Origin of the sequence: Nonomuraea sp. GTA35 (genome assembly GCF_041950525.1) — a bacterium.
GTDB lineage: Bacteria > Actinomycetota > Actinomycetes > Streptosporangiales > Streptosporangiaceae > Nonomuraea.
Genome location: NZ_JBGNUV010000011.1, coordinates 84,941 through 97,625, shown reverse-complemented (window position 1 = coordinate 97,625; position 12,685 = coordinate 84,941). Strand labels below are relative to the sequence as shown.

General features: G+C 72.3%; 11 protein-coding genes. 3 read left to right on the top strand and 8 right to left on the bottom strand.

Features of this window, described 5'->3' with window-relative positions:
* Positions 1-307: 307 nt before the first annotated feature.
* Together ACBJ32_RS39390 and ACBJ32_RS39385 are read right to left on the bottom strand one after the other, a co-directional pair.
* Positions 308-1,543: an NAD(P)-binding domain-containing protein gene (locus tag ACBJ32_RS39390; protein WP_375131366.1), complete on the bottom strand. Its 1,236-nt coding sequence runs from the start codon at positions 1,541-1,543 to the stop codon at positions 308-310.
* Positions 1,544-1,560: 17 nt separating this feature from the next.
* Positions 1,561-2,109, bottom strand: a complete 549-nt coding sequence (locus ACBJ32_RS39385) for an OsmC family protein (protein WP_375131091.1) — start codon at positions 2,107-2,109, stop codon at positions 1,561-1,563.
* A 72-nt stretch (positions 2,110-2,181) separates the two neighbouring features.
* Between ACBJ32_RS39385 and ACBJ32_RS39380 the strand changes: the two genes are divergently transcribed.
* The 3 genes from ACBJ32_RS39380 to ACBJ32_RS39370 are packed head-to-tail and all read left to right on the top strand — an operon-like array spanning position 2,182 to position 5,190.
* A complete protein-coding gene (locus ACBJ32_RS39380; protein WP_375131090.1) occupies positions 2,182-3,375 on the top strand; it encodes a homoserine O-acetyltransferase in 1,194 nt (397 codons plus the stop codon).
* Between the two features lie 13 nt (positions 3,376-3,388).
* A complete protein-coding gene (locus ACBJ32_RS39375; RefSeq protein ID WP_375131089.1) occupies positions 3,389-4,711 on the top strand; it encodes an O-acetylhomoserine aminocarboxypropyltransferase/cysteine synthase family protein in 1,323 nt (440 codons plus the stop codon).
* On the top strand, positions 4,708-5,190 hold the full coding sequence (locus tag ACBJ32_RS39370) for a CoA-binding protein (RefSeq protein WP_375131088.1): 483 nt from the start codon (positions 4,708-4,710) through the stop codon (positions 5,188-5,190). The genes ACBJ32_RS39375 and ACBJ32_RS39370 overlap by 4 nt, the downstream gene beginning before the upstream one ends.
* Before the next feature lie 13 nt (positions 5,191-5,203).
* On the opposite strand, the gene ACBJ32_RS39365 is transcribed toward ACBJ32_RS39370, so the two are convergent.
* From ACBJ32_RS39365 to ACBJ32_RS39340, 6 genes are read right to left on the bottom strand one after another with little or no spacing between them, the layout of a single operon-like run.
* On the bottom strand, positions 5,204-6,565 hold the full coding sequence (locus ACBJ32_RS39365; protein WP_375131087.1) for an LLM class flavin-dependent oxidoreductase: 1,362 nt from the start codon (positions 6,563-6,565) through the stop codon (positions 5,204-5,206).
* Complete coding sequence (locus tag ACBJ32_RS39360; protein WP_375131086.1) at positions 6,562-7,740, bottom strand: SfnB family sulfur acquisition oxidoreductase; 1,179 nt, start codon at positions 7,738-7,740, stop codon at positions 6,562-6,564. The genes ACBJ32_RS39365 and ACBJ32_RS39360 overlap by 4 nt, the downstream gene beginning before the upstream one ends.
* Position 7,741: 1 nt before the next feature.
* Entirely contained in the window at positions 7,742-9,340 is a 1,599-nt protein-coding gene (locus ACBJ32_RS39355) for a dipeptide ABC transporter ATP-binding protein (RefSeq protein ID WP_375131085.1), read from the bottom strand.
* Positions 9,337-10,140, bottom strand: coding sequence for an ABC transporter permease (locus tag ACBJ32_RS39350; protein WP_375131084.1), 804 nt, complete (start codon positions 10,138-10,140; stop codon positions 9,337-9,339). Before ACBJ32_RS39350 ends, ACBJ32_RS39355 begins: the two co-directional genes overlap by 4 nt.
* Positions 10,137-11,069 (bottom strand): ABC transporter permease, encoded by a 933-nt coding sequence (locus ACBJ32_RS39345; RefSeq protein WP_375131083.1) that lies wholly within the window; start codon positions 11,067-11,069, stop codon positions 10,137-10,139. Before ACBJ32_RS39345 ends, ACBJ32_RS39350 begins: the two co-directional genes overlap by 4 nt.
* Positions 11,066-12,685 (bottom strand): ABC transporter substrate-binding protein, encoded by a 1,620-nt coding sequence (locus ACBJ32_RS39340; protein ID WP_375131082.1) that lies wholly within the window; start codon positions 12,683-12,685, stop codon positions 11,066-11,068. Before ACBJ32_RS39340 ends, ACBJ32_RS39345 begins: the two co-directional genes overlap by 4 nt.

Sequence of the window (12,685 nt, the reverse complement as noted above, 5' to 3'; positions counted from 1 at the left end):
GCATGCCACATTTTACCCATATAACCTACCATTTGAATAGGTAATTTTGAGGAGGCGCCGTGCCACTGCCCACGCGACCTCTGGGGGACTGCCGGGCGGTACGCCAGTTCGCGCCCGTCACGGCCGGCGGGTTCACGTTCTGCCTGCTGAGGCCGGTCGGCGGGGAAGGCGTCCACCTCTTCACGCAGGTCCCGGTCCGGCGTCGCCCGCCCGTGACCACGCTGCGCGGATCCGCCCGGAGCGCGGCGTGCCGGAGGATGAGCTGGTGGAGGTCCGGCTCGGCCGGCATCCCGCGGCTCCGCGCCGTTCACCGCCGTACAGCCAGGTACCCCGCGAGATGGCCGATCACCTCGCGGGCGTCGGCCTCGATGCCGTGGATGAACGTGGACCTGCGCCGACGCAGCACGGGCAGCCCCAGCGCGTACAGCCCGGGGCCGTCGACGACGCCGCCGTCGTGGCGCAGCCGGCCCTTCCCGTCGAGCACGGGCACGTCGAGCCAGCCGTAGTCGGGGCGGAACCCCGTCGCCCACACGATCGTGCGGATCTCGCCGCCGCGCAGGTCGAGTCGCAGCCGCGCCGACTCGGGCACCCCGGTCGGCGCGAGGCGTTCCGGCGGGCCGATCTCGAGATCGCGCGTACGGGCCCAGGCGTCGAACGTGTCCAGCAGGCGCTCCAGCTTGAGGTCCGCCAGGGAGAACACGTTGCGCAGCCCGCCGGAGAACAGCGCGTGGCCGTCGCGGACGGCGGCCCAGCGGCCCACCAGTTCGACGCCCATCGAGGTGAGCGCGTTGAGGTCGAGCGTCGCGCGCTCGGGGGTCCCGGCGAGCTGGGGCGAGGGCAGCCGCCGGGCCCGCGTGAGGTCGTCGATCTCGTCGTACCGCTGGTCCCACACGCCGGAGGCGTCCATCCACCACAGCACGTCGCGGCCGCGATAGGTGCGGGGCAACCGCACGTGCTCCCCCACCGAGAGGATCACCGGCCGCCCGGAGCGCCGCAGTTCGGCGGCCAGTTGCACGCCGGTGGCCGACGCGCCGACGACGAGCACGCCGCCGTCGGGCAGCCGGCCGGGCGCGCGGTAGTCGTACGGCGTCAGTTGCTCCACGGACGGCGGCACGGCCTCGCCGAACGGCGGCACCACCGGCCGGTTGCAGGCGCCGCTCGCGATCACGAGCGTCCGGCAGCCGATCTCGCCGCGGCTCGTCGTCACGCGGTAGCCGTCGCCGGCAGGCCGTACGGACGTGACGGTGGTGCCGGTCCTGACGGGAGCCCGCGAGAGCGCGGCGAAGCGCTCGACGAACCGTGTCACCTCCTTGGCGGTCAGGTAGCCGTCGGGGTCGGCGCCCTCGTAGGCGAGGCCGGGCAGGCGGCTCTGCCAGTTGGGGGTGAGCAGCCGGAAGGAGTCCCAGCGTTCGCGCCGCCAGGAGTTCGCCACCTCGCCGCGCTCGATCACCAGGTGATCGATGGACCGCTCGCTGAGGAAGTGGCTCGCGGCGAGGCCGGCGTGGCCGGCGCCGACGACGACGGTGGTGACGTGCTCGGTGATGGCCAGACCTTCCGGGCTCAGGCGACGTCGACGGTGACGTTGGTCGGGTTCGTCAGGGCGTCGAACACGGCCGAGCGCTTCTGGGACTGGGCCACCAGCGCCTCGATGTCCTGCTTCGAGGCGTCCGCGTCGATGGTGAAGGTCACCTTGATGTCGTCGAAGCCGTTGCGCACGTCGGCGTCGACGCCGAGGATCCCGCGGATGTCGTGCGTGCCTTCGAGCCTCGCCTCGACCGAGCGCAGCTGGATGCCGCGGTTCTGCGCGACGGACGCCACGCCGGCCGTCAGGCAGCTCGCCAGGCCGACGAGCAGGTACTCGATCGGCGTGATCCCGTTGTCCTCCGCCGCGAACACCTCGGGGTGGTCGGCGTCGAACACCGCCTCGCTCTTGTGGCTGCGCTCCTGCCCGAGGCCGAAGAACTCCTTGACGGTCGTGGTGCTGTGCACGCCGTTGCGCCACGTGGAGGAAGCCCGCCAGACGAACCGGGCGGCCTCGGGGGCGCCCTTCAGCACCTCGCGCGCGTCGAGCAGCGCCTGGACGTTCACACCGTTCGCGACTGTGGTCATGGCCCCACCTATCTCCTGTATTTCCGGTAGGTATTTGACCATACACCGCCCGTGGCGGCTACCATAAGTCCCATGTCGCAGCCAGCCCCCACGCTCGCGGCCGGCAGCGTCGGCATCGTCGAAACCCGCTACCTCGACCTGCCGGAGCCGGTCCGCCTCGACTGCGGCCGGGAGCTGCATCCGGTGCGCGTGGCGTACGAGACCTACGGCGCCCTCTCGCCCCGGCGCGACAACGTCATCCTGGTGTGCCACGCGCTCAGCGGCGACGCCCACGCGGCGGGCCTGTCGAAGGCGCCGTCCGGGGGGAGCGCCCGCGACGGGTTCGGGGCCGAAGGGCATGGCAAGGGGCTCGGCTGGTGGGACGGGATGATCGGCCCCGGCAAGGCGTTCGACACCGACCGCTTCTTCGTCGTCTCCACGAACCTGCTCGGCGGCTGCCGGGGGACGACGGGGCCGTCCTCGATCGACCCGGCGACGGGCACGCCGTACGGACCGGACTTTCCGGTGATCACGGTCGCGGACATGGTACGCACGCAGCGCGCGTTCCTGGACGCCCTGGGCATCGAGCGGCTCGCGGCGGTGGCCGGGGGCTCGCTCGGCGGCATGCAGGCGCTGGAATGGGCGGTGCTCTTCCCCGGCCAGGTCGACGCCGTCATCCCGATCGCCAGCACGCACGCGCTGCACCCGCAGGGGGTCGCCTGGAACGCCATCGCGCGTGAGGCGATCATGCGCGATCCGGCCTGGCAGGGCGGCCGCTACCACGGCACGGGCCGCGCGCCCGACGCCGGCATGGGCATCGGGCGGATGGTCGGCCACATCACCTACCTGTCCGCGCCCGCGCTGGAGGCCAAGTTCGGCCGGCGGCTGCAGGACGCCGACGAGATCCGCTACACGATCACCGAGCCGGAGTTCGAGGTGGAGAGCTACCTGCGCCACCAGGCCGACTCGTTCGTCAAGCGCTTCGACGCCAACACCTACCTGGTCACCTCGCGCGCGCTGACGTACTTCGACCTCGCCCGGCAGCACGGCGGCGGGTCGCTCGCGCGGGCGCTCGACGGCGTCTCGGCGCGCACGCTGCTGATCGCCTTCAGCTCCGACTGGCTGTATCCGCCGTCGGCGTCGCAGGAGATCGAGCAGGCGCTGCGCGCGCTCGGCAAGCCGGTCGAGCTCCAGGTGATCGAGGCGCCGTACGGCCACGACTGCTTCCTGCTGGAAGAGGCGCGGCAGACGCCCATCATCCGCCGGTTCCTGGCCCAGCCCGTCTGAGAGAGAGGCTCATGTGACCGACCAGCTCCCCCGCGCGGAACAGGCCCGCGAGTTCGGGTTCGAGACCCGGCAGCTGCATGCCGGGCAACGGCCGGACCCGAACACGGGCGCCCGCGCGGTGCCGATCTTCCAGACGACCAGCTACGTCTTCGAGGACCCGGAGTCCGCGGCGGCGTACTTCAACCTCCAGGAGTACGGCAACACGTACTCGCGCATCATGAACCCGACCGTCGCGGTGTTCGAGGAGCGGGTGGCGAACCTGGAGGGCGGCGCGGGCGCGGTGGCGTTCGCCAGCGGCATCGCGGCGCAGGCGGCGGCGCTGTTCACGCTGCTGGAGCCGGGCGACCACGTCGTGTCGTCCTCGGCGCTGTACGGCGGCACGGTGAACCAGCTCAAGCACCTGCTGCGCAAGATGGGCGTGGAGCTGACGTGGGTCTATCCCGACGATCCGGACGCCTGGCGCAAGGCCGTCCAGCCGAACACGAAGGCGTTCTTCGGCGAGACGATCGGCAACCCCGCCGGGAACGTGCTCGACATCGAGACCGTGGCGGCCATCGCGCACGAGCACGAGCTGCCGATGGTCGTGGACAACACGTTCGCGACGCCGTACCTGTGCCGCCCCGTCGAGTGGGGCGCCGACATCGTGATCCACTCGGCGACCAAGTTCATCGGCGGGCACGGCACGAGCATCGGCGGCGTCGTCGTGGAGGCGGGCACGTTCGACTGGTCGAACGGGCGGTTCCCGGTGGTCGCGGAGCCGTCGCCGGCCTACCACGGGCTGCGCTTCCACGAGACGTTCGGCGAGTACGGCTACCTGATGAAGCTGCGTGCCGAGACCCTGCGCGACCTCGGCGCGGCGCTGTCGCCGTTCAACGCCTTCCTGTTCCTGCAGGGCCTGGAGACGCTGTCGCTGCGCATGGACCGCCACGTCGGCAACGCGCTGGCGGTCGCGGCCTTCCTCCAGTCGCACGAGCTGGCCTCCGGCGTGACCTACCCCGGCCTGCCGGAGAGCGGGTATCGGCCGCTGGTGGACAAGTACCTGCCGCGCGGCGCCGGCGCGGTGTTCTCCTTCGACTGCGCCGGCGGCCGAACGGGCGGGCAGGCGTTCATCGGCGGGCTGACGCTCTGGTCCCACCTGGCGAACGTCGGCGACGCCAAGAGCCTGGTCATCCACCCCGCCAGCACGACGCACCGCCAGCTGGGCGACGCCGAGCTGCGGGCGGCCGGTGTCGGGCCGGGGACGGTGCGCCTGTCGGTCGGCACCGAGTCCGTCGAGGATCTGATCTGGGACCTGGAGCAGGCTTTCGCCCGCGTCGGAGAGGTGACCGCGGCATGACCGGACTCGACCGCTACCAGGACGCGCTGACGATCCAGCGCGTGCTGCACACGACCAGGACGATCGCGATCGTCGGCCTGTCGGGCAACGAGCTGCGGGCCAGCCACTTCGTCGGCTACTACCTCAAGCGGCACGGCTACCGGATCGTCCCGGTGAACCCCCGTGAGCAGGAGATCCTCGGCGAGACCAGTTACGCGAGCCTGCGCGACGTGCCCGTTCCGGTGGACCTCGTGAACGTCTTCCGCGCCCCGGACGCGCTGCCGGAGATCGCCCGGGAGACGGTGGCGATCGGCGCCGCGGCCCTGTGGTGCCAGTTCGGCGTGATCAACGAGGAGGGCGCGCGGATCGCCGAGGACGGCGGCGTGAGCGTGGTCATGGACCGGTGTCTCAAGGTCGAGCACGCGCGCTACGTGGGCCGGATGCACTGGCTCGGGTTCAACACCCGGCGCATCACCTCCGTCCGCGCCGGGCTGCAGTAGCCCGCCCGATCCGTCACCCCCGGCGGTGGGCGGCCCCCGGATGGGTGGCGGGCAGCCGTTTGACGCCCGGGCCGAGCAGCCGCTCGCGCAGCGTCGAGTCCTCGTAGGAGGTGCGGTAGCGGCCCCGGCGCTGCAGCTCGGGCACGACCAGCTCGATGAAGTCCTCGGCCGTGCCCGGCGACAGGTACTGCATGAGGTTGAACCCCGTCGCCCCCGTCTCGTCGGCCCAGCGCTCGATCTCGTCCGCGACCCGTTCCGGGGTGCCGGCCACGAAGAACGGGCCCTGCCCGATGCGGCCGACGGACTCGAGCACGTCGCGCACCCGCAGGCCGCGCCCGACCAGCGGGCGCACGGCGCGCTCGGTGAAGTCGCCGCCGCGGGCCACGATGTCGTCGATCAGCTCGTCCGGGTCGTAGGCCGCCAGGTCGATGCCGCTGCCGCGCTGCGCGAGGAAGCCTTCGGGGCGGATGTGCCGCTGCAGGTCGGCGAGCTTGGCGTCCACCTCCTGCCGCGTGCGCGCCACGATCACCGAGGCGCTGGGGAAGAAGGTGATGTGGGCGGGGTCGCGGCCGTGGGCGGCGGCGCGGCGGCGGGTGTCGGCGATGTCCTCGCGCAGCGCCTCCAGGGACGCGGCGCCGGTGAAGACGGCCTCGGCGTGCCTGGCCGCGAACTCCTTGCCCCTGTCGGAGTTGCCCGCCTGGTACAGGACGGGGGTCCGCTGCGGCGACGGCTCCGACAGATGCGGCCCGGCCACCCGGAAGTGCTTGCCGGCGTGGTCGATGGCGTGCACCTTGGCCGGGTCGGTGTAGACGTGCCGCTCCCGGTCGCGGACCACGGCGCCGTCCTCCCAGCTGCCCTCCCACAGCTTGTAGAGCACCTCCAGGTACTCCTCGGCGATCTCGTAGCGCAGGTCGTGCTCGATCTCGTCGTCGAGGCCGAAGTTGCGAGCGGCGCTGCGCAGGTAGGAGGTGACCACGTTCCAGGCGACGCGGCCCTTGGTGAGATGGTCGAGGGTGGACATGCGGCGGGCGTGCGCGAACGGCGGCTCGTAGGTGGTCGAGAACGTCACCGCGAACCCCAGGTGCCGGGTCACGGCTGCCATCGCGGGCACCACGAGCAGCGGGTCGTTGGCCGGGATCTGCACGGCCTCGCGGATGGCGGTCCCGGGCCCGCCGCGGTAGCGGTCGTAGGCGCCGACGACGTCGGCCAGGAAGACGGCGTCGAACAGGCCGCGCTCCAGCAGCCTGGCCAGGTCCGTCCAGTACTCCAGGTCGGTGTAGCGGTGCCGGTTGTTGGCGGGGTGGGTCCACAGGCCGTGCTGGATGTGACCGACGCAGTTCATCTCGAACAGGTTGAAGTGGATGATGCCGCTCATCTAGGAAAGCTCCTGGGGGCGATGCCGTTGAGGTGGTAGTTGCCGACGTCGTGCACCTTGGCGCGCCGCGGGTCGTGGACGGTGTGGGTGCGGGCGTTGCGCCAGTGCCGGTCCAGGCCGAGCGGTTCGCGTACGGCGGAGGCCCCGGCCAGCTCGAACCATTCGGCGCTGACCCGGTTGGCGGCGCGGTCGGCCTGCGCGCGGGCGGCGGCCATGGCGACGGCCGCCTCCGCCGCGAGGGCGGGGAACTCCTCGGGCGGGGCTGATCTGGCCCGGTCCACGGCGTCGCCGGCGCTCTCCAGCAGGGCGCGGGCGGCCCTGGTCAGCACGGCCAGCTCACCGAAGAGCTGCACGACGACCGGGTCCTCGACCACCTTCTCCGCCTGGGTGCCCGGCCAGCCGCCCTTGGTGTAGCCGCGCAGGAAGTCGGCGGCGTCGGCGAGCGCCCCCTCGGCGATGCCGGTGTCGATGGCGGCGTGGATGAGCAGGCCGAAGCTGCGGAAGGTGCTGACGTCATCGCGCCGCACCGGCATGACGCGGTCGGCGGGCACGAACACGTCCTCCAGCAGGACGGTGCCGCTGGCGGTGGTGCGCTGGCCGAAGCCGTCCCAGTCGTCCACGACGGTCAGGCCGGGCGCGTCGCGGGGCACGAACGCCACGCTGTGCGAGTCCTCGTCGAGCGCCGTCACGGGGATCCAGTGGGCGAACAACGCCCCGGTCGAGTAGATCTTGCGGCCGGAGATGAGGTATCCGTCGTCGTGCGGGCGCATAACGGCGCGCTGGCGTTCGCCGTCGGGGCCGCGGCCATCCACCGCGGCGTTGCCGAGGTGGCGCCCGGCGAGCGCTTCGGCGTAGAAGAACGCCTGCTGGGCGGGGGTGCCGTGCTCGCGCAGCGAGTCGAGGTACCAGAAGTGGTTCTGCGGGATCTGCCCGATGCCGGCGTCGGCGGCCGACAGCTCCCTGATGACGGCGCCGAGCGTGGCGGTGCGCACGCCGGCGCCGCCGTGCTCGGCGGGGACGGTGATGCCGAGCAGGCCGCTGTCCGAGAGCGTCTCGATCTCGGCCACGGGCAGGACGCGCTCGGCGTCGCGCCGGGCCGCTCCTGCCGCGAAGCTCGCGGCCAGTTCGCGGGCGACGGCGATCGCCTCCTCGTCGGTCTTGATCACATGTGCCATGTCACGCCACCGCCAGTCTCGGGATCGCCGCCACCAGTTCCTTCGTGTACGGGTGCGCGGGCTCGCTGAAGACCGTCCCGACCGGCCCCTCCTCGACCACGCTCCCGTCCTTCATGACCAGCACCCGGTCGCACAGGTGGTGGACCACGCCCAGGTCGTGGGAGATGAACAGGTAGGCCACGCCCGTCTCCCGCTGCACGTCCTCCAGCAGGTCGAGGACCTGTGCCTGCACCGACACGTCGAGCGCCGAGACTGGCTCGTCGCACACGATCACCGAAGGCGACGGGGCCAGGGCCCGCGCGATGGCCACGCGCTGCCGCTGCCCGCCGGACAGCTTCAGCGGCCGGCGCGCCAGGTGCTCCTCGCCGAGCCCCACCAGCTCCAGCAGCTCGACGGAGCGGGCGCGGCGGTGTTCGCGCGGCACGCCCGCCACGGCCAGGGCCTCGGCGAGCACCTTGGCCACGGTGTGGCGGGGGTCGAAGGAGGCCAGGGTGTCCTGGTAGATGACCTGGACGTCGCGGCGCTGTGCGCGGTCGCCCCGCGTCCACGGCCGGCCGTGGACCTCGACGGCGCCGGTGTCGGGCGGGGTGAGGCCGAGCGCGATCCTGGCCGTGGTGGTCTTGCCCGAGCCGGACTCCCCGACGATGCCGAGCGTCTCGGCGGCGCGCAGCTCGAACGACACGTCCCGCACGGCGGCCCGGCCGCCGAAGGACTTGCCGACGCCCCGGGCGCGCAGCACGATCTCGTCCCCGGACCGCCGTGCGCTGCCGGTGCCCCCGTTCGAGGCGGTGCGGGTCAGCGGGGCGGTGTCCGACAGCCGGGTGCCCTTGGTGTGCTCGGCCGGGATCGCCCGCAGCAGGCGCCGGGTGTACTCGTGCTCAGGACGGGTGAGCACCTCGCCGCTCGGCCCCTGCTCGACGATCACGCCGTCCTTCATGACGGCCACCCGGTCGGCCAGCCGGGCCACCACGGCCAGGTCGTGGCTGATCACCAGCAGCGACCTGCCCTCGGCCTTGATCCCGGCCAGCAGGTCCAGCACCTGCGCCTGGATCGTGACGTCCAGGGCGGTGGTGGGCTCGTCGGCGATGATCAGCTCGGGGTCGGCGGCCAGCGCGGCGGCGATCAGTGCCCGCTGGCGCAGGCCGCCGGACAGCTCGTGCGGGAGCTGGCCGGCCCGCAGCTCCGGCTCGGGCACCCCCACGGACGCGAGCAGCTCCACCGCCCTGGCCTTCCTGGCCGCGCCCGGCAGGTCGGTGTGGGTGGCCAGCACCTCCTCGATCTCCTTGCCGACCTTGCGCAGCGGGTCCAGCGAGACCAGGGCGTCCTGGAGCACGAAGCCGATCCGGCCGCCGCGCAGGCGCCGCAGGCCGCGCTCGCGCAGGCGGGTCAGGTCCTGCCCGTCGAAGGTCAGCTCGCCGGCGGTGACGCGGGCGCCGCCGCCGGTGAGGCCGACCAGGGTGCGGGCGGTGACGCTCTTGCCGGAGCCGGACTCCCCTACCAGGGCCAGGCACTCCCCTGCCCCGATCTCGAACGACACCCCGTGCACGACGGGTGTCGCGCCGAAGGCGACGCGCAGGCCGTCCACCTTGACCAGGCTCACCCGGTCCTCCCTTCCGATCGCAATCTGAGCGCCCGGCCGACCACGGTCACGCTGATCACCGTCAGCGTGATGGCCAGGCCGGGGAAGAGGCCGTACCACCAGGCCCGCGAGATGAAGTTGCGGGCGGTGGACAGCATGGAGCCCCATTCGGGCTCCGGCGGCGGCGTGCCGAGCCCGAGGAAGCTCAGCGCGGAGCCGGCCACGAGGGCCGTGCCGACGCCGATGGTGGCCAGGATGAGCACCGGCTTGACGGCGTTCGGCAGCACGTGCCGCAGGATCACGCGCGGCCCCGGCAGTCCCAGCGCGTACGCCGCCTCGACGTAGCTCGCCCGGCGGATCGCCAGCGTCTGGGCGCGGACGAGGCGGGCGTAGGAGGGGATGTTGGCCACGCCGATCGCGAGGACGGCGTTGGCGGTGCCGCCGCCCGCCACCGTGATGACGACCAGGGCCAGCAGCAGCTCGGGGAAGGCCATGCCGACGTCGGACAGGCGCATGACGACGTTCTCGACGAGCCGGTTGCCCAGCCCTGCGGCCAGGCCCAGCAACCCGCCGAGGACCAGGGCGACGGCGATCGCGCCGAAGCCGAGCAGCAGCGAGGCGCGCGTGCCGTGCACGATGCGGGCCAGCACGTCGCGGCCGTTCTCGTCGGTGCCGAGCAGGTGCGCGGCGCTGGGGGCCTGGAGGGTGGCGCCGCTGTCCACGGCGAGCGGGTCCTGCCCGGTGAACAGGCCCGGCGCCAGCGCGGCCAGGACCAGCACGGCCAGGACGGCCGCGGCGAGCCACACGCCGATCCGGTTCACGCCGCCTCCCTCAGCCGGGGGTCGATGACCAGGTAGAGCAGGTCGACCAGGAGGTTGACCAGGACGTAGACCAGCGCGGACAGCAGCACCACGCCGAGCACGAGCGGCAGGTCCTTGGCGTTGACGGCCGAGACGAGCAGGCGGCCGATGCCCTGGCGGGTGAAGAGCGTCTCGGTGACGACGGCGCCGCCGAGCAACGCGCCCACCCAGAAGCCGGTCATCGTGACCAGCGGGGTCAGGGCGTGCCGGAGCGCGTGGCGCAGCCGTACGGCGGTGTCGCTCAGGCCGCGGGCGCGGGCGCTGACGATGAACGGCTCGTCCAGCACCTCCTCCAGCGCCTCGCGCAGCACGTGGCCGAGCACGCCCGCGATCGGCAGCGCCAGGCACAGAGCGGGCAGCACCAGCGACGCCACGCCCTGCCCGCCGGTGGAGGGAAGCAGCCGCAGGCCGAAGGAGAAGACGGTCAGCAGCACGATGCCCAGCCAGAACGTCGGCGTCGAGGCGGCCACCAGCTCGGCCGCCGAGGCCAGGCCGCGCCACCGGCGGCGGCCTGCGGTGGCCAGGGCGACCGCGATGGCCAGGATCAGCCCGGTGACGGCGGCGGCCACGGCCAGCTCCACGGTGGCGGCGGCCTGCTCGCCGATGGCCCGGGTGACCGGGGTGTGCAGGCGGTAGGAGGTGCCGAAGTCGCCGTGCGCGATGCGCCACAGGTGGGCGGCGTACTGCTCGTACCAGGGGCGGTCGAGCCCGTACTCGGCCCTGACCTGGGCGAGCACCTCCGGGGTGGGCGCGGCGCCCTCACCCCCGACGACGGCCTCGGCCGGGTCGCCGGGGGTGAAGTGCACCACCAGGAAGGTCAGGGTCGCCGCACCCCACAGCACGCCGACCCCGGCCAGCAGGCGCCATCCGATGAACGTCAGGGTCTTCATTCGTCCAGCCAGGTGTCGTAGAAGTACGGCGACGGGTAGGCGGGCGTGAAGGCCAGGTCGCGGACCTTCTTGTGGTGGGCGACCGGGCGTGGGTCGTCGTAGAAGGGGATGGCGGGGACGAGTTCGAGGAGCCTGGCCTGCGCCTGGTTGTACAGCTCGGTGGGGTCCTGGGCGCTTCTGGCCTCTTCGAGGAGGTCGTCGAGCTTCGTGTCCTTCAGCCGGGCCACGTTCTGGCCGCGCCGCTCCGGAGTGGTGATGTTCTTGGAGGAGTACTGGATCCACAGCACGTCGGCCGTGTTCGTGGCCCACAGGCCGGAGGTCAGGTCGTAGTCGCCCTTGACCGAGCGGTCGGTGAGCTCCTGCTCGGGCGGCGTCTGGATCCGGATGTCCAGGCCGATCTTCCTGGCGGCGGCCTGGGTCTGCACGGCGATCTGCATGCGCTGGGCGGGGAAGTTCGCGGCGATCGGGAAGTACGCGGTCAGCCGCTTGCCGTCCTTGAGCCGGATGCCGTCCTTGTCCCTGGCCGTCCAGCCGGCCTCGTCGAGCAGCTTGTTCGCCAGGGTCTCGTCGTGCTTGATGGTGCCGCTCAGCCCTTGCGCGTAGCCGGGTGTGGAGGTGGTGACGAAGCCCTGCGCCACCTGGTACTGGCCGAAGGAGATGCCCTTGATGATCGAGTCGCGGTCCACGGCGGCCAGCAGTGCCCGGCGGACGCGGACGTCGTCGAACGGCGGGCGCGAGGTGTTCAGCCAGAACGACATCGGGTGGCCGGGCCGGATCGCGGTGAGGAACCCGAGGTCGGGGTTGGCCTTGACGTCCTCGACGTTCTGCGGCGGGGTGAAGTCGATGGCGTGCACCTCGCCGGCGGCCAGGGCGTTGTAGCGGGTGGCGTCCTCGGCGAGGAAGCGGATCTCCAGCTTCTCCAGGTAGGCGGGTCCGGTGTGCTTGGCGCTCTTCGGCCCCCAGTTGTAGTCGGGGTTGCGGTGGTAGGTGATGCTCTGGCCCTTGGTCCACTTGTCGAGGACGAACGGGCCGGAGCCGATCGGGTGCTCGCAGATGGTCTGCGGGGACTCCTTGATCTGCTTGGGGGAGATCATGCCGAGGTAGCCCTGGGCGAGGATGTCGAGGAAGGGCCGGTACGGCGAGCTGAGGTGCACGTCGAGCGTGTGGTCGTCCACGACCTTCGCGTCCTTGTACGGCGCGATGTACGAGGCCGCCAGCGGTGACTTGGTCGCCGGGTCGCGCATGTGCTCGAAGTTGGTCTTGAGCGCCTCGGCGTTCCAGACTGCCCCGTCATGAAATTTCACGCCCTGGCGGAGCTTGAAGGTGTAGGTCAGGCCGTCGTCGGAGATCTCCCAGCTGTCGGCCAGCCATGGCTGGATCGTGCCGTCCGCGTCGAACCACACCAGCGAGTCGGCCACCGGGACCGTGCTCACCGGGCCGTCGGAGCTGGCGTTGCCGTGCGGGTCGAGGCAGGGCGGCTCCTGCCCGTTCTCGCCCAGGATCAGGGTGCCGCCGGGCCTGGGGGTGTTCGTGGTGCCGCCCGAGGTCCCGGCCGCGCTGCCGCATCCGGCGAGCAGCAGCGCGAGCGCGAGAACGGCGAGGGGGGTCTTGGTCAT